Source organism: Streptomyces sp., assembly GCF_031181555.1.
GTDB classification, from domain to species: Bacteria; Actinomycetota; Actinomycetes; order Streptomycetales; family Streptomycetaceae; genus Streptomyces; species Streptomyces fimbriatus.
This window is the reverse complement of record NZ_JAPSKQ010000122.1, coordinates 1-19544: the sequence shown is the minus strand read 5'-3', so window position 1 is coordinate 19544 and position 19544 is coordinate 1. Positions and strand designations below refer to the sequence as shown.

At 74.4% G+C, this 19544-nt stretch carries 19 protein-coding genes and 2 pseudogenes; 8 read left to right on the top strand and 13 right to left on the bottom strand.

From position 1 onward, the window contains the following. Positions 1-563: PHP domain-containing protein (locus tag RIM90_RS22315; RefSeq protein ID WP_309062522.1), on the bottom strand; the 563-nt coding region annotated here is incomplete at its 3' end. Between the two features lie 430 nt (positions 564-993). On the opposite strand from RIM90_RS22315, the gene RIM90_RS22310 reads away from it, so the two are divergent. Together RIM90_RS22310 and RIM90_RS22305 are read left to right on the top strand one after the other, a co-directional pair. Continuing rightward, on the top strand, positions 994-2397 hold the full coding sequence (locus tag RIM90_RS22310) for a hypothetical protein (protein ID WP_309062521.1): 1404 nt from the start codon (positions 994-996) through the stop codon (positions 2395-2397). A 60-nt stretch (positions 2398-2457) separates the two neighbouring features. Further along, positions 2458-3183: a hypothetical protein gene (locus RIM90_RS22305; RefSeq protein WP_309062520.1), complete on the top strand. Its 726-nt coding sequence runs from the start codon at positions 2458-2460 to the stop codon at positions 3181-3183. Here RIM90_RS22305 and RIM90_RS22300 read toward each other — a convergent pair. From RIM90_RS22300 to RIM90_RS22280, 5 genes are all read right to left on the bottom strand, one after another. After that, complete coding sequence (locus RIM90_RS22300) at positions 3170-3595, bottom strand: NUDIX hydrolase (RefSeq protein WP_309062519.1); 426 nt, start codon at positions 3593-3595, stop codon at positions 3170-3172. The two genes, RIM90_RS22305 and RIM90_RS22300, sit on opposite strands and share 14 nt — an antisense overlap. Before the next feature lie 99 nt (positions 3596-3694). Then, positions 3695-4456: an isocitrate lyase/phosphoenolpyruvate mutase family protein gene (locus RIM90_RS22295; protein WP_309062518.1), complete on the bottom strand. Its 762-nt coding sequence runs from the start codon at positions 4454-4456 to the stop codon at positions 3695-3697. 107 nt (positions 4457-4563) lie between these two features. Beyond that, entirely contained in the window at positions 4564-5592 is a 1029-nt protein-coding gene (locus RIM90_RS22290; protein WP_375165519.1) for a rhamnogalacturonan acetylesterase, read from the bottom strand. Between the two features lie 230 nt (positions 5593-5822). Then, entirely contained in the window at positions 5823-6917 is a 1095-nt protein-coding gene (locus RIM90_RS22285) for a glycoside hydrolase family 43 protein (protein ID WP_309062517.1), read from the bottom strand. A gap of 177 nt (positions 6918-7094) precedes the next feature. Continuing rightward, positions 7095-7922 carry a class II glutamine amidotransferase gene (locus tag RIM90_RS22280; RefSeq protein WP_309062516.1) on the bottom strand — a complete coding sequence of 276 codons (828 nt, stop codon included), beginning with the start codon at positions 7920-7922 and terminating at the stop codon, positions 7095-7097. A gap of 127 nt (positions 7923-8049) precedes the next feature. Here RIM90_RS22280 and mmuM point away from each other — a divergent pair, with 127 nt between their 5' ends. Beyond that, on the top strand, positions 8050-8961 hold the full coding sequence (gene mmuM / locus RIM90_RS22275; RefSeq protein WP_309062515.1) for a homocysteine S-methyltransferase: 912 nt from the start codon (positions 8050-8052) through the stop codon (positions 8959-8961). Between the two features lie 330 nt (positions 8962-9291). Here mmuM and RIM90_RS22270 read toward each other — a convergent pair whose 3' ends face one another. After that, the gene (locus tag RIM90_RS22270; protein WP_309062514.1) at positions 9292-10080 is read right to left on the bottom strand and encodes an alpha/beta hydrolase; all 789 of its coding nucleotides are present in this window, start codon (positions 10078-10080) and stop codon (positions 9292-9294) included. 120 nt (positions 10081-10200) lie between these two features. After that, complete coding sequence (locus tag RIM90_RS22265) at positions 10201-11763, bottom strand: carboxylesterase family protein (RefSeq protein ID WP_309062513.1); 1563 nt, start codon at positions 11761-11763, stop codon at positions 10201-10203. A gap of 141 nt (positions 11764-11904) precedes the next feature. Between RIM90_RS22265 and RIM90_RS22260 the strand changes: the two genes are divergently transcribed. Together RIM90_RS22260 and RIM90_RS22255 are read left to right on the top strand one after the other, a co-directional pair. Further along, complete coding sequence (locus RIM90_RS22260) at positions 11905-12654, top strand: hypothetical protein (protein WP_309062512.1); 750 nt, start codon at positions 11905-11907, stop codon at positions 12652-12654. Between the two features lie 19 nt (positions 12655-12673). Next, the gene (locus RIM90_RS22255; protein WP_309062523.1) at positions 12674-13567 is read left to right on the top strand and encodes a transporter substrate-binding domain-containing protein; all 894 of its coding nucleotides are present in this window, start codon (positions 12674-12676) and stop codon (positions 13565-13567) included. Here RIM90_RS22255 and RIM90_RS22250 read toward each other — a convergent pair whose 3' ends face one another. Then, positions 13568-14212, bottom strand: coding sequence for a ThuA domain-containing protein (locus RIM90_RS22250; RefSeq protein WP_309062511.1), 645 nt, complete (start codon positions 14210-14212; stop codon positions 13568-13570). Between the two features lie 33 nt (positions 14213-14245). Then, positions 14246-14902 carry a hypothetical protein gene (locus tag RIM90_RS22245; protein WP_309062510.1) on the bottom strand — a complete coding sequence of 219 codons (657 nt, stop codon included), beginning with the start codon at positions 14900-14902 and terminating at the stop codon, positions 14246-14248. Positions 14903-15001: 99 nt separating this feature from the next. On the opposite strand from RIM90_RS22245, the gene RIM90_RS22240 reads away from it, so the two are divergent. Together RIM90_RS22240 and RIM90_RS22235 are read left to right on the top strand one after the other, a co-directional pair. Next, complete coding sequence (locus RIM90_RS22240) at positions 15002-16114, top strand: NADAR family protein (protein ID WP_309062509.1); 1113 nt, start codon at positions 15002-15004, stop codon at positions 16112-16114. Between the two features lie 58 nt (positions 16115-16172). Beyond that, positions 16173-16577, top strand: coding sequence for a VOC family protein (locus RIM90_RS22235; RefSeq protein WP_309062508.1), 405 nt, complete (start codon positions 16173-16175; stop codon positions 16575-16577). On the opposite strand, the pseudogene RIM90_RS22230 reads toward RIM90_RS22235, so the two are convergent. Together RIM90_RS22230 and RIM90_RS22225 are read right to left on the bottom strand one after the other, a co-directional pair. Further along, positions 16563-17246: pseudogene (locus tag RIM90_RS22230) on the bottom strand (helix-turn-helix domain-containing protein); the annotation flags it as partial. The gene RIM90_RS22235 and the pseudogene RIM90_RS22230 overlap by 15 nt on opposite strands. Before the next feature lie 10 nt (positions 17247-17256). After that, complete coding sequence (locus RIM90_RS22225; protein WP_309062507.1) at positions 17257-18186, bottom strand: AraC family transcriptional regulator; 930 nt, start codon at positions 18184-18186, stop codon at positions 17257-17259. 120 nt (positions 18187-18306) lie between these two features. Here RIM90_RS22225 and RIM90_RS22220 point away from each other — a divergent pair, with 120 nt between their 5' ends. After that, on the top strand, positions 18307-19137 hold the full coding sequence (locus tag RIM90_RS22220) for an NAD(P)H-binding protein (protein WP_375165518.1): 831 nt from the start codon (positions 18307-18309) through the stop codon (positions 19135-19137). A 24-nt stretch (positions 19138-19161) separates the two neighbouring features. On the opposite strand, the pseudogene RIM90_RS22215 reads toward RIM90_RS22220, so the two are convergent. After that, positions 19162-19544, bottom strand: a pseudogene (locus RIM90_RS22215) (YihY/virulence factor BrkB family protein); the annotation flags it as partial.

Genomic DNA, 19544 nt, shown 5'->3' with positions numbered 1-19544 from the left:
ACCTCGTTGCGGCCGGGGTGGACGAAGACGGTGCCGTGCTCGGCGGCCGGGATGTTCCACTCCAGGCCCTGGAAGACGAGGGTGTCCTCGTGGGCGGCGCGGGCCTCCCTGATGTCCGGGTTGACCTTCTCCACGCCGATCCTCGCGTGGGTGGCGCTGCCGTGGTCGGTGATGACCAGCCAGTCCATGCCGTGCTTGGCGCCCTGGCGGACCTGGTCGACGACGCGGTACTTGCCGTCGCTGCTGTACTGGGTGTGGATGTGGTGGTCACCGGCGAGCCACAGGAAGCCCTTGCCGCGGCGGCCGTTGCCCGCGGCCTGCGCGGGAGCGGCGTACGCGGGCGTGCCGGCACCGGCGGACAGCACGCTGCCGGCCGCGAGTCCCGCGCCGAGCAGGCCGGCGCGGCGCAGCAGGGTACGGCGGGACTTCTGTTCGGGGCTCAGCGCCTCGTCGGGCACGGAGGTGTCGAAGGCGGCGGGCAGGGGCGCCGTCGTCTCGTGCTGGTGGTCGTGTCCGTGGTGGTGATGGTGGTGGTGCGGCCCGTGTGCGTGCCCGTGACCCATGTGAAGTGCCTCCTGGATGCCGCCGGTTCGGTGCGGCTGCCTTCCGCGGCGCGACCACGCCGCGTGTGGAGGATCAAGCAAGTGCATGAACGTTGAACGGCTTGGAGGTGAGCGGCGCGTGCCCCGTGCACGACGGCTCATCCGCACCGGCCGGGTGGGCCGGCTGCTCCCCGGGCCCCTGGGCCCGGGACCCGTCCGGATGCCCGCCTGCCCCGCGCGGTGTCCGGGCGTCCGGGGACAAGGCGGTCGAAGCCCTGCACATCGCCCCGGAGAACCTGCCCCGGGAACGGGGCGTCGACCGCCCGGCGCCGTGCCGGGTGTGAGAGGGCGAAAACAGCGGTACGGACGTTGAGTCGGAGCCGTTTCCCGGGACGGAGGCTTCGCGGAGGTCGGGAACCGTGTGTCGCCGTCCAGGGGGAGGGAGCGCGCCTTGTCCCCACAGCAGCTCGGTCGCGGGCCCTTGAGACCCACCGGCCCGGGCCCGGAACCCGCTTCACCGGACGACGACGCCTCCCGGCCCGTCCGGTTCGTGGGCTGGCTCGGCGGGCTCGGGTGCGCGGCCGCCGGGTACGGCGTGTTCCAGTTCCTGTTCCAGGTGTTGCCCGACTCCCTCGACGGGGAGGCGGCGAAGTACCTGATCTCCTCGGTGAGCGGACTCGCCACGGCGCTCGCGGCATGGCTGGCGGCGGCACTGGTGAGGGCGCGTACCGCCGGACCCGCTCGCCCCGCCGCGGCACCGGCGCCCGTGGCGCACCCCCTCCCCGGCCCGCTCCCGCGGGTCTTCGCGTCCGCCTGCGACACCCTGGTCGACCAGGTGTCCGTGGTCGACGACCCGGACCGCGGACGGCTCACCGGCTGGTCGCACTCCCTGGGGGAGAGCATCCCCTCCCGCCCCACCTCCGTCGGCACGGCGTACGGGCTGCAGGCCATGCTCGATCTGGGCATGACCGACGGGCGGCTGGGACCGGGCGAGCTGGTCGACACGCTGTGGCGGCTGCGCCTGCCGGGCGGCGGCTGGTCGGCACGGTCGCAGGGGGCGCTGGCCCGGCCCGAGGTGACCGCCCTGGTGCTGGGCGCGCTGGCCCGGGCGGGCGTGTCCCCCGAGCGTCTGGCTCCGGAGGCGGACCGCTGCACGGCCGCGTTCACCCGCGAACTGGACCGCCCGGGGCGGGAGTCGACGCACGTGCTGACGACGGTGCTGCGCGGGCTGCTGCGCGCCGCCCCCCGCAGCGACGCCCTGCCGGCGCTGCGCGAGGCCCTCGTCGACGGGGCGCTCAGCGATCCGGGCCGCGACCGTCTGCGCTGCTGGGGCTACCGGCTCGACCCGCCGTACGGGCCGCCGTCCCCGCTGCACACCGCGCAGGCGGTGGTCGCCCTCGAACGGGCCGGACGCGTCCTGGGCGAGAGCGCCGCCGTGCGTGCCGCCCGGGAGGACGGTGTGCGCTGGCTGCTGTCCTGCCCCGACGCGCCCCACCACGCCTGCCTGGACCTGGAGAACCTGCGCGAGGAGGTGCGCCGGCCGCGCCCGGACGATCCCGCGCGCCACGAGGTGCTGAACGTACGGCACTTCACCGCGTCCTGGATCGTGCGGGCCCTGCTGTCCCGGGGCGCGCTGGAGGTCGCCCGGCAGGACGGCCTGGAGGACACGTGGCGGGAACTGGTGGACGGCGCGGTCGCCGCGGTGTGGGCGGGACAGCAGGACGGCATCTGGTGCTGGGGGCGCGGTGACAGCACCGAGCTGCGGCGCCCGATGTGGATGACGTACCAGGGGCTGTCGGCGCTGCGGACGTACGCCGTGTGGACGTACCACCCGGACGGCACGACGGCGGAGTGACGGCGGCGCGAGACAGCGCGAGGACGGCGTGACGAGCGGGAAGGCGGAGGGATGGGCTGCATGGGCGGTCGGCAGGTCCTGGCGGCACGGCGGTTGCTGGAGAGCGCACTGGGCGGTGAACCGGGCGAGCGGGACGAGGTGGCGGCGGCCGGCGCGGTGGTCGCCGAACTCGGCACCCCGGAGCGCCTGGTGGAGCTGGTCGCCGAACTGGCCTGCGGCGAGGGCGATCCGGAGGGCTGCGCCCGGCTGTCGTACCGGGACGTGCTCGGCTTCGACAAGCTGCTGCTGATCGGCGCCGGCTCCCGGCACATGCTGCGCGCCCATCTGTGGCACGCGGGCGCGGGCGGCACCGGCAGGGAGGACATCCACAACCACCGCTCGGCGCTGGCCTCGCACATCGTGCGGGGGCGGCTGTGCATGGAGGTGTACGAGGCGCGCGGCGACGGCGGCATCGAGGTGACCCGGTACGAGGAGTCCCTGGCGGACGGATCGGCCGACTGGCTGCTGGCACCGGCGGGCCCGGCGCGGCTGCGGCTCTCCCACACCGGCCGCTACGCGGCGGGCAGCACCTACGCCCTGCCCGCGCACACCCTGCACCGCGCCTGGTGCGACACCGACGCGCCGACGGTGACGCTGTTCCTGGAGACGGGGGCCGAACGGCGGCGGCACACCGACGTGTTCACGGCGGCGGGCCCGCACGCGGGCGCGGTGCCGAAGCAGCCGCTGGACGTGCCGGGCTATCTGTCCGCGCTGAACGACCTGGCCGAGCTGCTCAGGAGTCCGTGAGGGCCTGCCGCACGACGTCCAGGTTGTAGGCGTCGATGTCGACGCCGGTCAGCTCGGACGGGCGCAGCCACGCGTAGGCCTGATCGGGCCTGGGGAGGGTGATCTGCCGGGTCAGCGGGCGGACGAGGAAGTTCTCCTGCCAGTTCTTGACCTCGTGCCCCCGGTACTCGCTGACGAAGGACGACTCGCCGACCTTGCGCACGATCTCGCCGAGCAGGCCGGTCTCCTCCTTCAGCTCGCGCAGGGCCCCGTCCGGAGCGCTCTCGCCGGGATCGAGCTTGCCGCAGGGGACGCCCCACACCCGGGGCAGGAAGGTCTCCGTCTCGCTGCGGCGCACCAGGAGCACCCGCCCCTCGCCGTCCCTCACGACCGCTGCCGCCAGCCGCTTGTCGCCGGGGATGTCCGTGTCCATGGTTCCTCGGTCTCTCGCCGGAGATGAGTCCACAGGGTCTGATACCCGCGAAAGCGTCGACCGTACCAGGGTCGTTCCGGGGGAGCCGTGCCGTCGCTCTCACCCACGGGCCCGTCGGCCGAGCGCCTGCACCTCCTCGTACGAGGGCGCCGTACCCCCCGGCGCCCGCCCCGCCCGGATCTCGGCCGCCGCCTCCACCGCCGCGCCCAGCGCCCGCCGGTACAGCAGCGAGCCGAGGCTGATGCGGCGGACGCCGAGCTCGGCGAGACGGGGGACGGAGGGCCCGGTGGGCGAGTAGAGGATGTTGAGGGGGGTGTCGCCCAGACGGCGCACCAGGGCGGCGATCTCGCGGCGGTCGGTGAGCCCGGGGACGAAGACGCCGTGCGCGCCCGCGTCCCGGTAGGCCTCGGCGCGGGCCGCGGTGCCCTCGCCGTCACCGAGCCAGTAGGTGTCGGTGCGGGCGTTCACGAAGAGGCCGGGGACCGCCGCCCGGACCGCGGCGATCTTCGCCGCGTGCCGGTCGGCGGGCCCGAGCCCGTCCTCCAGGTTGATGCCGACGGCTCCCAGGGCGAACAGCTCCCGGGCCGACTCGGCGACCTCGTCCGGGTCGTCGCTGAAACCGTCCTCCGCGTCCACGGACAGCAGGAACGGCCCGGCGCCGAGGGTGCGCGCGAGCAGCAGCGTCTGTTCCCGGGTCGCCGCCGCCCCGTCGGGCAGCCCGGCCGCCGCCGCGACGCCGAGGCTCGTGGTGCCGACGGCCCCGAAGCCCCGGTCGGCCAGGGCGAGCGCGGAGGCGTGGTCCCAGGCGTTGGGCAGGAGCAGGGGCTCGTCGGCGTGGTGCAGTTCGGCGAAGGAGGTCATGGGACGAACGCTAGGGGCGGAACGCTTCGGCCCCGGCCGAAGCGTGCGCGTCCCGGTGATCCGAAGGAACCGGGGCGCCCCGGTTCCGGCCGGAGCGCCCCGGGGGTTCATCCCGTCCTGACCCTGCCCTCCGGCACCAGGCCCAGGCCGACGAGTTCGTCGCGGACCAGGCCCGCGTACACGGTGGCACCGTGCACGGAGGTGTGCGTGTTGTCCCGTTTCTCGTGGTAGAGGTAGAGCGCCTTGGAGCCCTCCACGCCGAGGGACTCCACCAGCACCTTCGTCCTCGCCGTGAGGTCGATCAGCGGCACGTCGGCGTCGGCCGCGACGGAGCGGATGACGGCCGGGTGGTCGACGCCGAGTCCGTTGACCAGCAGGGCGGTGGGATTGTTCAGGGTGCCGTCGGCGTTGAACCAGCGTCGCACGATCGGGGTGACGAGGACCGGCTCGCCGCCCCTGGCCCGCACGCCCGCCACCAGGGACTCGAGGTTGGCCCGGTAGGTCGCCGCGTCGGTGGTCTTGTCGTTGTGGGCGAGCTGGACGAGGGCGAGATCACCGCGCCGGATCAGCGGTCTGACGGTGTCCCACAGGAGCGGGTTCCCGAGATAGCTGACCGTGCTCTCCCCGGAGTCCGCGTAGTTGGCCACGGACAGGCCCTTGCGCAGGTACCGGGGCAGTTGCTGGCCCCAGCCGGAGTACGGGGCTCCGGGCTGGTCGCAGACCGTCGAGTCGCCGATGAGGAAGATCTGCCGGGCGTGCCGGGCCGGGGTGACCCGGATGTCGGCGAGGGCGGGCGCGGCTCCGCCGATGACGAGGTCGAGCCCGGGTGTGCCCTCGGGTCCGGTGGGCTCGCCCTCGGGGGTGCGGACGTTCACGGTGAGGGTCCGCACGATCCGCTCCCCGGCCGGTGCGGCCGTTTCCGGGAGGAGTGCGCGTCCGGTCTCACCGCTCAGGGCGGTGCTGGACGCGTGGTCGCCGCCGAGGGCGACCTTCACGTCGTAGGTGCCGGGTGGCAGGTCGAAATGACAGGCGGCGGCGGTGCAGTTCTCGATGCCGTGGGGCGGACGGTGCCCCGGCCCCTGCTGCCGTTCCTGCGCCTGGGCCGGCGCGGCCGGCAGGATGACGCCCAGCGCCACGGCCGCCGTGACGACGGCACGGTTGAGCGGCCGGCCCGCCGAGCCGGTCCGGTCCGGTCTCGTGTCCCGCGTGTCCACTGCTGGTCGGTCCCTCCGTCGCAGGTGTACGTGGTGATCGCCGCCGAGTCGGCGGCGGCCGTCGCCGACGGAGGCGAACCGGAACTTCCGGTGGCCACCGCCGGCGCGGTCGTCCTGTTCGGTCCGGGCGCCCCGCCGCGGCGACCGGCCCGTCACGTCCCCGTGGCCGTGTCGGCCACGGGGACGCCGAAGTCCGGGGTGCCGTCCGGCTTCCAGCCGAGCTTCTGGACGCGGGTGTGGCGGTTGGGATCGTTCAGCGGGTCGCCGTCGATCTCCTCGTACTGGCGGGCGTGGTAGACGAGGACGTCGGTACGGCCGTCCTCGGCGACGGTGAAGCAGTTGTGGCCGGGTCCGTACTGCCGGGTGGTGTCGTTGCTGGTGAAGACGGGGACGGGCGACTTGGTCCAGCTCGCGGGGTCCATGAGGTCGCTGTCGTCGGCGGCGGTGAGCAGGCCCATGCAGTAGTTGGCGTCGGTGGCGCTGGCCGAGTACGTCATGAACAGCCGGCCGTTGCGCTTCAGCACGTACGGCCCCTCGTTGACCTTGAAGCCGACGCACTCCCAGTCGTACTCCGGTGTCGTCAGCCGCACTTGGGGGCCGGTCAGGGTCCAGGGGTTGGCCATCTCGGAGAGCCAGACGGCGGTGTTGTTGTCCATGCCGGGCTCGTGCTGGGCCCAGGCGAGGTAGCGGGTGCCGCGGTGGGTGAAGGTGGTGGCGTCCAGGGAGAAGGTCTCCCACGCGGTCCTGATCCGCCCCTTCTCCACCCAGGTGCCCTTGAAGGGGTTGGGGTGGGCGTTCTCCAGCACCCACATGCGGATCGCCCACACGTCCTCGGCGGGGGCGGCCGCGAAGTAGATGTACCACTTGCCGCCGATGCGGTGCATCTCCGGCGCCCAGATGTGGGCGCCCATGTCACCGGTGGGGTGGGCCCGCCAGATGACCGACTCCGCGGCACTGCCCAGGCCGTTCAGCGTGCGGGAGCGGCGCAGGACGATCCGGTCGTACTCGGGGGCGGTGGCGGTGAAGTAGTAGAAGCCGTCGGTGTGGCGGGTGATGTGCGGGTCGGCGCGGTTGCGGACGAGCGGGTTCACGTAGGGGGCGGCCTTCGGGCGTGCGGCGGGGGCGGCGGCGTGGGCCGCCGCGGGCGCGGCGGCGGTCAGGGCGCCCGCGGCGAGGGCACCCTTCAGCAGGAGTCTGCGGGCGGGGGGTTCGGCCGGGCGGGGCAGGTCGTCGGCGGCGCGGCTCATGCGGTCTGCCTCTCGTGTTCTCGTTGTCTCGGGGAGGTGACTGCACCCCGAATGTTCGATATCGCGAACATCATCTGAAATGACGAACAACGAAAAGGTAAAGGTGCGCCGAGGACAGGTCAACGGCTCCGACGGGACGAGCGGACAGCGCTTTCCACGCGTCCCTGCACGGTGTCTCTACACGGGCGCGAACGAGTGCATCACGTCCCCCTCGGGCTGGACGACGCCGTAGGTGTTCTCGGGGACCGCGTTCCAGGCTCCGGGCAGGTCTCCCAGGGGTTCGGAGACGATGAGACGGGCGTCACCGGAGATCTCGCGCAGGAAGGCCACGTCCGGGTGGAGGGAGCGCAGGGTCTCCACGCGGGTGCTGTAGAAGAGGGAGCGGGACTCCTGCTGGCTCGAGTAGCGGAACGCCCACAGGCGTACGCCGTCGGTCACCGCGACCGTCATCTGCAGCGGGAACTCCACGCCGTGCTCGTGGCCGACGCGTTCCACCAGGCCGGCCATCCGGGCGACCGCGCCCGGGGGGTCCTCCGCCAGGCCGAAGGTGAGCGACAGGTAGAACATCATCTCCGAGTCCGTGGACCCCTCGATGTCGGAGAAGAGGTCCGGGGCGACGGCCAGCGCGAGGTCACGCCGGAGGAGGTGGAACTCGGCGATCGCGCCGTTGTGCATCCACATCCAGCGGCCGTGGCGGAACGGGTGGCAGTTCGTCTGCTGCACCGCCGTGCCGGTCGAGGCCCGGATGTGGCCGAAGAAGAGCGGCGAGACGACGTGGCCGGCGATCTCCCGCAGATTGCGGTCGCTCCACGCCGGGCCGATGTCCCGGATCACCGCGGGGCTGTCCTTGTCCGGCACGTACCAGCCGACGCCGAACCCGTCGCCGTTGGTGGTCTCGACGCCCATCCTGGCGTGCAGGCTCTGGTCGATCAGCGAGTGGACCGGTCTGTAGAGGATGCTGTCGAGCAGGATGGGGGTGCCCGAGTAGGCGAGCCAGCGGCACATCGTCCACCGCCTTCCCGACCGCGGATCGTCTCCCCCCAGGATCCCAGCCCTCCCGCGCGGGCGCGCTGCGGGAGTACGGCGGGGCGGACCGGGGGCCGCTGCCCGGCGTCGGCTACCGTCGGAGGGCATGAGCACCACCCCCGCCCTCACCGACGCCCTGGCGAGCGGCACGGTCGTCCTCGACGGCGGCATGTCCAACCAGCTCGCGGCGGGCGGGCACGACCTGGGCGACGACCTGTGGTCGGCGCGGCTGCTCGCCGAGGCCCCCGAGGCGGTGACCGAGGCGCACCTCGCCTACTTCGAGGCGGGCGCGGACGTGGCGATCACCGCCAGTTACCAGGCCACGTTCGAGGGCTTCGCGCGGCGCGGGATCGGCCGGGAGCGGGCCGCCGAGCTGCTCGCCCTGAGCGTCGGGGCCGCCCGCGAGGCGGCCCGGCGGGCGCGGACGCCCCGCCCGCTGTGGGTGGCGGCCTCCGTCGGCCCGTACGGCGCGATGCTCGCCGACGGCTCCGAGTACCGGGGCCGCTACGGGCTGACCGTGTCCGAGCTGGAGCGCTTCCACCGCCCCCGGGCGGAGGTCCTGGCCGCCGCCGGACCCGACGTCCTCGCCCTGGAGACGGTCCCCGACACCGACGAGGCCGAGGCCCTGCTGCGCGCGGTGCGCGGGCTCGGCGTCCCGGCCTGGCTGTCGTACTCGGCGGCCGGCGACCGCACCCGGGCCGGGCAGCCGCTCCAGGACGCCTTCGCGCTCGCCGCCGACGCGGACGAGGTGATCGCGATCGGCGTGAACTGCTGCACCCCCGAGGACGCCGACCACGCCGTGGCCCTCGCCGCCCGCGTCACCGGCAAACCGGTCGTGGTCTACCCCAACAGCGGTGAGACCTGGGACGCGGAGGCGCGCGCGTGGACGGGCCGGCCGACCTTCTCCGCCGGGCGGGTCACGGGGTGGCGGGAGTCCGGGGCACGGCTGATCGGCGGGTGCTGCCGGGTGGGGCCGGAGACGATCTCGGCGATCGCGGGAGCGGTGCGGGCGGCATAGCGGACGCGCACCACACGATCCTCCCCGCTCCCCCGCTCCCCACGCGTCCGCCGGCCCGGCGACCAGCAGCAGCCCGCGCCCGCTTTCCCGGGCCCGCCGGGATCCGCCTCCGGTACGGCCGCTGCGCCGCCCCCGGCCCCGGAACGCCACGGTCTCCTCCGAGTCCGAGCCGGGCGATGCCAGTCGCCGATGCCCGGACGCCTGCTGCCAGGCCGTGCGCCCGCCGTCTCCGTGTGGCGCCCTGCCACGCAACCTTCGCTTCCCGTTTCCGGCCCCGCCGGGACCGGCGGTCGCGGTCCCCGGAAAGGACCGGCCGAAGAGGCGTCTCGCTCATCCTCCGGTGGCGTCGAGCACCGCGCGGGTGACCTGCTCGGGGTCGTCGGACATCGGTGAATGCCCGCAGCCCCTCAGCGCGACGTGCCGGGCGCCCGGCAGCAGTCGTGCCGCCCTGAGCGCCTGGTGGGGCGGGGTCATCAGGTCCCGCGTGCCCCAGGCGACGGTGACCGGGACCGGCACCTCGGGGGTGAAGGCCCGCAGTCGGTAGGCGCCCGCCGCACGCCGCGTCGGCTCGAAGCCGGGTGAGCGGGCCAGGTTGCGCAGCGCACCGGCGGCGGCCGCCGCCGGCATCCGCCACGGCCGGGCGGTGAGCTGCCAGAAGGCCAGGGTGCGGCCGATCGAGTGGTCGGCGATCCGGCCGGGGCGTTCGGCGCACGCCCGTGCCATCGCGTGGGCGACGCGGAGTGACCCGAGGGCGTAGGCGGCCTCGGGGCGGGTCCACAGGCCGACGGGGGACAGCGCGACGGCGCTTCCGGCCGCGCCGCTGCGGGCGAGTTCCAGCGCGACGGCCGCGCCGAGGGAGTTCCCCGCGACGGGTGGGCGGGTGAGGCCGGCGCCGGGGAGCCACTCGGCGACGGCGGCGGCCAGCGCCTCGACGGTGGGCGTGGTCCCGTCCGGGAGCGGCGGACTGTCGCCGAAGCCGGGGAGGTCGACGGCCACCACCTCGCGCTCGTGGGCGAGACGCTCCAGGACGGGCATCCAGCCGTCTCGGTCCAGTTGGAGGACGACCACCAGGGGCGGCCCGCTCCCGAGCCGCCGGGACGCCAGTGTCATGTCCGGCATGTCCGCATCGTAGGGAACCGCCCCGGGACGCGCACCCGCGCACGGAAGCACCCGCCCCTCCGCCCCCGACCGGAAACGGACCCGCCCCCGTTGCCGTCCTACGCGCAGGGCGCGCCGGACTCAGTTCCTCCGGAGCGCGCCGCTGCGGCGCAGCCGGCGGATCACCGGCCGGAGTTCCGGGGACGTGGGCGCAGGAGCGGCCGCGGGCTCCTCGGCGGGGGTGCCGGCCGTGGCCCACAGGGCGAGTTCGCGGTCCCGCGGGCCGTGGGCGATGCGTGGCCCGCCCTCGCCGAAGATCCGCACGGGATGCCCCGCGTCCCACCGCTCCCACCCCGGCGAACCGTCGGAGACGAACCGCACCCACGCTCCGTGCATGGCGTCGGCCAGCTCCTGCGGGGCCCCCTCACCGGCGAGTTTGCGGGCGTCGGGCTCGTCCCCGCTGTCGAACACGAACCCCAGCTCCAGGGCGTGGCAGGCCCCCATGCGGGGCCGGTGGGAGGGCCAGGCGAACTCGTAGACGTACGACGGCTCCGTGCGGCCGTCGGCGAGGCGGTGCAGCGGGATCCGCAGCAGGTGGTCGGTGACCATCTGCCCGACGATCTCGGCGGTACCGGCGTCCGGGTGCAGGGCGCGGTAGCCGCGCGGGACCTCGCCGCCGCAGCGGCAGCGGGCCATCGCACCGGCGAGGGCGACCGCGCCGAGCCGGTCGATGCGGTCCAGCAGGCCGCCCGGGACCAGCCAGAGCCGGTACTCGTCGCGGGTCCAGCCGGTCAGGAGCTCGACACCGGGGGCCGCGCCGTCCGTCAGCGCCTCCAGGGGGTCGCGCGGGACGAGGTCGCCGTCGACGACGATGCCGAAGGCGGGGCCGCCGAGCACCGGGCTGCCGAGCCGGCCCACGTCGGCCTGGACGCGGAGCAGCCGCGCGCGGTCGACGGCGGCGAAGGCCTCGGCGGTGGCCGGGACCTTCAGCCGGTTCGCCATGCGGCGGACCATCCGCCGTACCTTGTCCCGGCCGGTCGTCTCGGGCGGCCCGCTCTGCAGGACGGCCCGCCGGACCAGTCCTCGGGCCTGCGGGGCGGCGACGAGCGCTCCGGTGCTGACGGCCCCGGCGGACTGGCCGCCCAGGGTGACGCGGCCGGGGTCGCCGCCGAAGGCCGTGATCGACTCGTGGACCCAGCGCAGGGCGGCGAGCTGGTCGCGCAGACCGGGGTTGGCGGGGGCGTCCGGGAACAGGCCGTAGCCTTCGACGCCCAGCCGGTAGTTGACCGACACGAACACCACGCCGTCGCGGGCGAAGGTCCGCCCGTCGTACACGGGGAGCGAGGACGATCCCCTGGTCAGGGCGCCGCCGTGCAGCCAGACGAACACCGGCAGGCGGGTGCCGGGGGCGGGGTCGGGCGTCCACACGTTCAGGTTGAGGCAGTCGTCGCCGGGCACCACCGGGTCGGACAGGTACGGCGCGAAGGCCTCGGAGTACGGCGGCTTCGGGGCCGTCGGCCCGAAGGCACCGGCGTCGCGCACGCCGTCCCACGGCTGCGGCGGAACGGGCGGCCGGAACCGGCGGGGCCCGAACGGCGACGCCGCGTAGGGGATGCCCCGGAACACGGCGACACCCTGCTCCCACCGGCCGCGCACGGCCCCGTACGGCGTTCCGACCACGGGATTCCCCCGGCCTGCCGTCATGTGCCCACCCGCCCTTCGCCACGCCACGACCGCCCCCCCTCTAGCACACCGGAGCGCGGATATGGCCTGTTTCACTGCACCCTCGACCGAATGTTCAAAAAAATCCTGTAGTGCCACTCCGCGCACCCCTATCCTTCCCACGTGACCGACGACGTGACCAACGCCACACGGGGGGCGTCGACGCGTGTGGACGACTCGGCCGACACCGATCCGCAGCCTCCCGGTCGGCTCAGACGTGCGGCCGAGCGGGTTCGCGCCGCCCTCACGGACACCCGGGTGCTCGTGCTGCTGCTCCTGGCCGATCTCGTGACCGTCCTCGGGGCGGGTGCCATCTGGCTGGCGCTCGGCGGAGAGCCCACGGTGGTCGGTGTGACGGCCGGGGCCCTGCTGGCCTTCGGCGCCGCCATGCTGCCGCTCATCGGGCGCCGGGACGCGGACGGGGCGCCGCCGCTGTGGCCGCCGTTCGTCCTCGTGGTGATTCCGCTGGCCGTCCTGTCCGTGGGGCTGCCGGCCTGGGGCACGTGGGCGTTCCTGGACAGCCGTCCCGTGGACGTGACCCACAGCGTCGAACTCGACGCGTCCCCTCCCCTGGTGGACGGCGACACCGTCGTCGCCGCCGTGCGCACCGACACGCCGAAGCCGCAGCTCGGCATCGTCTTCGACGTGGCCCCGCACGACCCTGCCGCTCCGGTGTGCGTACCCGGCAGCGAATTGACCGTGACCTACAAGGCGGGCGCCGGGAAGAGCCAGGTGCAGACCGGGACCGCCGGCACGGAGTTCACCTTCGCCCTGGGGCGGGGGATGACCGACATCAAGCTGTCCGTCCTGCTCCACGCGGAGCAGGGCTGCGAACTGAACCTGTCCGTCGCCTCGGCGCAACTGGATGATTAGGGACACCCCCGTGACCGTCATGACGCACGCTCCGCGCAGCCCGCGCGCCCACCGCCCCTCGGGTCACCGGTACGCGCGGGCCGCGGCGGCCGTCCTGCTGTCGTTCACCGCCGCGGCCTGCGGGTGGACGGACGAGGGATCGGACGACAAACCCCTCACCGGCACCGTCTTCATCGGCGGCAAGAACGACCAGCCGGGCTTCAACCTCCACAGCGGGCACACCGACCGCGGCTTCGAGGTCGACCTGGCCGCCTACCTCGGGGAGCAGATCGGCTTCACACCGAAGTTCCACGACGTGGTGTCCGCCGAGCGGGAGCAGGAACTCGTCGGCAAGTCGTCGGCGCTGGTCATCGCCACCTACTCCATCACCCCGAAGCGGGACGATCTGGTCGACTTCGTGGGTCCCTACTTCGTCACCAAGCAGGGTTTCCTGGTCCGCGAGGACTACCGGGGCATCAGGAGCGAGAAGGACGTGGCGGGCAAGGTGGTCTGCACCGTCGAGGGCTCGACGTCGGCCCTCGCGCAGCTGCCCGGCGGCGCGACACCGCACACCGAGACCGACTACTCGACCTGCGTGCGCAAGCTCCAACAGGGCGACATCGACGCGGTGTTCACCGACGAGGCGCTGCTCTACGGATACGTGGAGCAGCAGAAGAGCAGCAAGGTGCCCCTCAAGGTCGTCCGCGACGTCTCGTTCGGGAACATCAACCGGTACGGCATCGGGCTGCGGGAGGGCCGGCCGGAGGACTGCGCCAGGCTCCGGGAAGCCCTGCGCAGGTACCTCACCGAGGAGTGGGCCAGCGACGTCAAGGCCCAGCTGCCCGCGCTGGTCGCCGCCTATCCCGGTGACTGGGAGAACCGCTTCCGCCCCGACCCGCAGGACCTGGACACCTACTCCTCGTGCAAGGAGTGATCACCGGGCGGCCCAGGTGATGCCGCCCCGCAGATGGGCGCGGAAGGCGGGGTCGTCGTAGGCCTCGGCGGCGTGCCCGAGCGCGGTGTAGAAGACGCGTCCGGCACCCTGTTCGCGGCACCAGGCCAGCGGATGGTCGTCGCCCATGCCACCGCCGTCGTACGACGACTCGTCGGCGGAGACGAGGACCCGCACGGCGGGACGCGGGTTGGTGCGGAAGTCGTACCACTCGTCGGTGAACTCCCACACGGGCGGCAGGTGCCGGGTCGCCGGGTGGTCGCGGTCCTCGACCACGGCACGTCCCGGCTGGAGGGCCGGGTGGCGGTCGAAGCGGGCGCCGAGCAGCTCGCCGTAGTACGGCCAGTCGTACTCCGTGCAGGCGGCGGCGTGCACCCCGACGAAACCGCCGCCCGCCTCGACGTACGCGGCGAGCCGCTCCCGTCCGGCCGGGGTGAGCACCTCGCCGCTGGTGGAGAGGAAGACGACGGCGGCGTACCGGTCCAGCGGCGCCTCGAGGACGGCGGGGTCCTCGGTGGCGTCGACGTCGAAGTCGCCGAGGGCGCGCAGGGCGGCGACGCCGGCGGGGATGGAGTCGTGCCGGTAGTCGGCGGTGCGGGTGTACACGAGGAGTGCGGGGGCGGCCATGCGCCCGAGCCTATGCCGGACCGGCCCGCCGCCTCATCCGCCCGCGTCCACGTCGTTGTCGGGCGCCCCGTCACCGACCGGCGGCAGGTCGCCGCGCTCGACGGGGGCGGTGGGGGCCGTGTCACCGGTGGGCGCCGCGTCACCGGCGGGTGCGGGCGGCAGCAGCTCGGCGGCCTCCTCACCCGACGGGCGGTGAACGCCCTGTGCCGCCTCCCGCACCACGTCCCGGGGAACTCCGGCGTCGCCTTCGAGACGTACGACGTGGTCCTTCTTCACCACGGCGTACGCGTGCCGCCCGCCTCCGCCGAGGTACCGGACACCGTCGCCGTCCCGCTCGCACGCCGTTTGCCGCTCCGCGCAGTCGGCGGCGGACACCGTGCCCCGGTCGACGTACAGCCGCAGTTGCCTGCCGTCCCGGCGCGAGACGTACGTGGCGGAGAACCCGTCCCCGCCGTACACCCCGACGGACTGCCGGGCGAGCGCGAACCCGGGCGCCCCGGTGACGTACACGAGCTCCGGCGCGATGCCCAACGCCCTGGCCCGCGCACCGAGTTCGGCGGCGGGAGCGCCGGTGCCCGCCGCTTCCCCCCTGCCCACGCTCTTCTCGTTCTTCCCGTTCTCCTCGCCGCAGCCGGTGAGCAGCAGAGGGGCGAGCAGCAGCAGCGGCAGGACGCGCACGGCACGGATCATGCACCCATCCAACCGGATGCGGGCAGCCCCGCAACAGGCGCCCGGTACCGGGCGGAAACCCGATGCCGCGTGGCCGGGACGTTCCTCCAGAATGTCCGGATGACCGGCAACCGGATCACCTACCGCACGGCGGACGGCATACGCGTCCCCGGGACATGGCGACACGTCTTCATCCGCAACGGCGGCTACCACCTGACCGACCTGTTCATCTACGCGGACGGGCTCATCGACTGCTGGGGCCTGGTCACCCTGGAGGAGTTCGAGGAGAAGGTGCGCGGCGGCAAGGTCGCGACCGAACTCCCCGAGGGCGCGGAGGCGTCCGCTTTCGGGCTGGCCGGGTGGAAGTTCGGCGAGCCGCGCACCTGGCTCACCCCCGAAACGCTGGTCGCCGAGATACGCGACACGATCGACCGGCTCAACGGACGCCCGGACTCGACGGGCCGCTGCCTGGCCGCCGTCGACGCGTTCCTCGCGGACCGCACCGAGGAGAAGCGGGCCGCCGCCCGCGACGCCTACCTCGCCATCCCCCGGACACAACGCCACTACGCGCTGGGCGACATGGACCACAAGGACTGGCCGCTGCAGGTCCTGGTGGCCGGACCCGGCGGGTTCGCCCACCGCCGGCCGGACGAGGAGATCACGCAGGAGGACCACGACTGGGCGCTCGCCTACTTCGAGGACCGGACGAAGTGGACGGCCGAACGGCGCTCCCGCGTCCCGGCCGACGGCCCGGCGACCGCCTTCGCCCCCGCGGTCCACCTCTACCAGATCCACCCGCTCAGGCCGTCGGACGATCCGGGCGCGGAGGCCCTGCGCAACGAGTACCCGGCGTCCATCGAGGTCGACGGCGTCGCCTACCCCACGGTCACCCACGCCTACTGGGCGCTGTCCGCCGCCGACCCCGCCGTCCGGGAAGCGGTCGCCGGGGCGGAGAGCACGTTCCGGGCCCGCGACCTGGCCGCCGGCGCCGAACGGCGTGCGGGCTGGGAGCAGGCCCGGACGGCCGTGATGACCCGTCTGCTGCGCGCCAAGTTCACCCAGCACCCGCACCTGGCCCGCGCCCTCCTGGCCACGGACGACGCGACGCTCGTCTACGACGACAGCGCCTCGGAGTTCTGGGGCGACAACGGCGGCCGCGGCCGGAACTGGACGGGCCGCCTCCTGGAACTCGTCCGCTCCGAACTGCACGCCGGGCGGTCGCCCCTGCGGTGACCGCCCGGCTGTCCGATTCCTTCAAGACCGGTCGGTGGAGCGTTCCTACGCTGGTCCCATGAGTGCACGATTCGATGCCGTCGGGCTGGTCGTCTCCGACATGGCCGCCTCCGTCGCCTTCTACCGCCGCCTCGGGTTCGCCTTTCCGGAAGGGGCCGAGGAACAGGGACACGCCGAGGCCGAACTGCCGGGCGGACTCCGGCTGCTGCTGGACACCGAGGACGTCGTCCGGTCGTTCCACGCGGAGTGGAAGCCGCCCTCCGGCGGGGGGCGGACCTCGCTGGCACTACGGTGCGACGGTCCGGCGGAAGTGGACACGCTCTACGCGGAACTGGTCGCGAGCGGCTGCCGTGGCGAGCTGAAGCCCTGGGACGCCGTCTGGGGCCAGCGGTACGCCGTCGTCCTCGACCCGGACGGAAACGGGGTCGACCTGTTCGCGCCGCTGGCCGCGGGCGGCCAGTAGCTCGCGCGGGGGCAGGCCCGTCAGGGCCCGTACCTCGCGGGACAGGTGGGCCTGGTCCGCGTAGCCGGTCCGGACGGCCGTCTCCGCGAAGGGGGTGCCGGAGCGGGCCAGGGCCAGGGCGCGGCGCAGGCGGAGGACGCGGGCCAGGGTCTTGGGGCCGTAGCCGAACGCGGCCAGGGAGCGGCGGTGCAGCTGGCGGGCGCTCAGGCCGAGTTCGTCGGCGGTCGCGGCGACCGGGCGGCCGGCGTCCAGGGCGGTCACGATGCGGTCCAGCACGGGATCGGGCGGGGCGGTGTCCGCGGCCCGGCGCAGGGCCAGGTCCTCCAGGCCGCGCGCCGGGTCCCCGGCCGCGTTCACGCGGGCGGTCATGCGGCGTACCTCGGCGGCCGGCCAGAGGTCGGCCAGGTCGACGCGGCGGTCGCGCAGCTCGTGCGCGGGAACGCCGAGCAGGGCGGGGGCCGTGCCCGGGCGGAAGCGGACGCCCGCCCAGGTGCTCGGCGGGCCCTCGGTGAGGTGCGCGCGCGTGTCGGGCCCGGCGACCAGCAGGCGTCCCTCGTGCCAGAGGAGGTCCATGCAGCCGTCGGGCAGCACCCGGCCGTCCCCGGTCCCGGACGGGGTGCTGGTCCACACGACCGCGCCCGCCAGCCGCGACACCCGTTCGCTGTACATGTCGCCGAGGCTACGCCGTCCGCCAGTCCTGCGGGCTGACCCCGTACCTCCGCTTGAAGGCCGTCGACAGGGCGAACGCGCTGCCGTAGCCGACCCGGCGGGCGATGGCGCCGATCGTGTCGTCGGTGCCGCGCAGCCGGTCCGCGGCGAGGGCGAGGCGCCAGCCGGTGAGGTGGGTCATCGGGGGTTCGCCGACGAGTTCCGTGAAGCGGCGGGCCAGGGCGGCACGGGAGACCCCGGCCTTCGCGGCGAGCGCGGCGACCGTCCAGGGGTGCGCGGGGTCGTCCTGCAGCAGGCGCAGCACGGGGCCGACGACCGGATCCGCCCGGGCCCGGTACCAGGCGGGCGGCTCCGCCTCCGGCCGGGCGAACCAGGCCCGCAGCGCGGCGATGACCAGCAGGTCGAGCAGCCGGTCCAGGACGACCTCCTGGCCGGGGGCGTCGCGCACGACCTCCTCCGCGAGGAGCGGGGTGAGCGGGCAGTCCCACACGTCGGCGGTGAGGGAGAGCAGCGGCGGCAGGGCGTCCAGCAGCCGGCCGCCGATCTCGCCGCGCATCCGGTAGGTGCCGATCAGCAGCACCGTCCCGCCGTCCGGCCGGTCGCCCCAGGTGCGGACGCCGAGGTCCATGACACCGTTGAGGGGACGGCCGTCGGGGTAGTGGCACTCCCCGCCCGGCAGGATCAGCGCCTGGGGTGCCGTGCCGGGGGCGTCGGCGCAGGTGTACGGGTCCGGGCCGCGCGCGATGGCGAGGTCGCCGGGGCCCAGGCGGAGCCGTTCGCCCCGGTCCGGCAGGACCCACGCCGTACCGCGGACCACCAGCATCACCGTCAGCGGGGCCTCGTCCTCCACGCGGATCGCCCACGGCGGATCGAAACACGCCCTGATCATGAACGCGCCGCGTGCGCGGGGACCCTCCAGCAGGCCGGTGAGAGCGTCCATGGGAGCAGCGTAGACGCAGGCTTATGGAAATGAGCCGTTCGGCGATGTTCCCCTGCCGGGTACGGCGGTTGACTGAACGGCATGACACAGGAGACGGACAGCGCCAAGGGCGGGGAAGACATGAAGGACGCGAAGGACACGTCCCTGGTCGTCACGGGCGCCTCCGGGCGTACCGGGAGCCGGGTGGCGCGGGCGGCCGCGGCGGCGGGGCTCACCGTACGGGCGGCGTCGCGGGCCACCGGGTTCGACTGGGAGGACCGTTCGACCTGGGCGGACACCCTGCGCGGTGCCGACGCGGCGTATCTCGTCCATCCCTCGGACGTGGGCGCCCCCGGCACCGCCGAGGCGGTCGGTGATCTCGCCCGCGAGGCGCTCGCCCTCGGTGTGCGGCGGCTGGTGCTGCTGTCCGCGCGGGGCGAGGACCAGGCGCTGCCCACCGAGGAGGCGCTGCGGGCGTCCGGGGCGGACTGGACGGTCGTACGGGCCGCCTGGTTCGCGCAGAACTTCAGCGAGGGGCCGCTGGCGGAGGAGCTGCGGCGCGGGGAGCTGGTGTTCCCGGCCGGTGAGGTGCGCGAGCCGTTCGTGGACGTGCGGGACGTCGCGGACGTGGTGGTGGCCGCGCTGACGGGCGGGGAGCGGTACGCGGGGCGGACGCTCACCGTGACGGGGCCCCGGCCGCTCACCTGGCGGGAGGCGGTCGCGGAGATCGCCGCGGCGGCGGGACGCCCGCTGACGTACCGGGCGGTGCCGGCGCGCGACTACCGCGAGGCGCTGCTCGGCTTCGGGGTGCCGCGGGAGGAGGCCGATTTCCTCATCGGGGTGTTCGAGACCCTGCTCGACGGCCGCAACGCGCACGCGGAGGACGGGGTGCGGCAGGTGCTGGGGCGGGAGCCGCGGGACTTCGCCGGCTTCGCGCGGGAGGAGGCGGCGGCCGGCACCTGGAAGGAATGACACCGGCCCGGGAGGGCCGGCGCCTCACTTCTCCTCGTCCGGCGGTCCCTCCCCGTTCCTCGTCGGATGGGTGGTCTTCGCGTGCGCGCGCAGCCGGGCCGTGACGTCCTCCGGCGGCAGGAAGCGGGACCAGCGTTCGGGGAACTCGGAGGGCATGTCGGGGTCGGCCTCACCGGCCGCGGCGGCGGTGCGGGCGACGTACTCGGCGACCTGGGCCTGGCGCAGCCGCTCGTTGGCCTCGCGGGCCGCGGCCGTCGCCGCGGCCGGCCAGACGCGGTCGATGGCGGCGTTGACCGCGGCGCCGACGAGCACGGCGAACGCGGACACGCCGATCCACAGCAGGACGGCGACGGGGGCCGCGAGGGAGCCGTAGATGGTGGGGCCCTCGACCGTGTTGGTCAGGTAGA

Coding starts and splice junctions, on each gene's coding strand:
- RIM90_RS22220 (WP_375165518.1), top strand. CDS start 18,307: ATGAAGGACGCGAAGGACACGTCCCTGGTCGTCACGGGCGCCTCCGGG.
- RIM90_RS22270 (WP_309062514.1), bottom strand. CDS start 10,080: ATGCCGGACATGACACTGGCGTCCCGGCGGCTCGGGAGCGGGCCGCCC.
- RIM90_RS22295 (WP_309062518.1), bottom strand. CDS start 4,456: ATGACCTCCTTCGCCGAACTGCACCACGCCGACGAGCCCCTGCTCCTG.
- RIM90_RS22280 (WP_309062516.1), bottom strand. CDS start 7,922: ATGTGCCGCTGGCTCGCCTACTCGGGCACCCCCATCCTGCTCGACAGC.
- RIM90_RS22285 (WP_309062517.1), bottom strand. CDS start 6,917: ATGAGCCGCGCCGCCGACGACCTGCCCCGCCCGGCCGAACCCCCCGCC.
- mmuM (WP_309062515.1), top strand. CDS start 8,050: ATGAGCACCACCCCCGCCCTCACCGACGCCCTGGCGAGCGGCACGGTC.
- RIM90_RS22240 (WP_309062509.1), top strand. CDS start 15,002: ATGACCGGCAACCGGATCACCTACCGCACGGCGGACGGCATACGCGTC.
- RIM90_RS22265 (WP_309062513.1), bottom strand. CDS start 11,763: ATGACGGCAGGCCGGGGGAATCCCGTGGTCGGAACGCCGTACGGGGCC.
- RIM90_RS22225 (WP_309062507.1), bottom strand. CDS start 18,186: ATGGACGCTCTCACCGGCCTGCTGGAGGGTCCCCGCGCACGCGGCGCG.
- RIM90_RS22305 (WP_309062520.1), top strand. CDS start 2,458: ATGGGCGGTCGGCAGGTCCTGGCGGCACGGCGGTTGCTGGAGAGCGCA.
- RIM90_RS22255 (WP_309062523.1), top strand. CDS start 12,674: ATGACGCACGCTCCGCGCAGCCCGCGCGCCCACCGCCCCTCGGGTCAC.
- RIM90_RS22235 (WP_309062508.1), top strand. CDS start 16,173: ATGAGTGCACGATTCGATGCCGTCGGGCTGGTCGTCTCCGACATGGCC.
- RIM90_RS22300 (WP_309062519.1), bottom strand. CDS start 3,595: ATGGACACGGACATCCCCGGCGACAAGCGGCTGGCGGCAGCGGTCGTG.
- RIM90_RS22245 (WP_309062510.1), bottom strand. CDS start 14,902: ATGATCCGTGCCGTGCGCGTCCTGCCGCTGCTGCTGCTCGCCCCTCTG.
- RIM90_RS22250 (WP_309062511.1), bottom strand. CDS start 14,212: ATGGCCGCCCCCGCACTCCTCGTGTACACCCGCACCGCCGACTACCGG.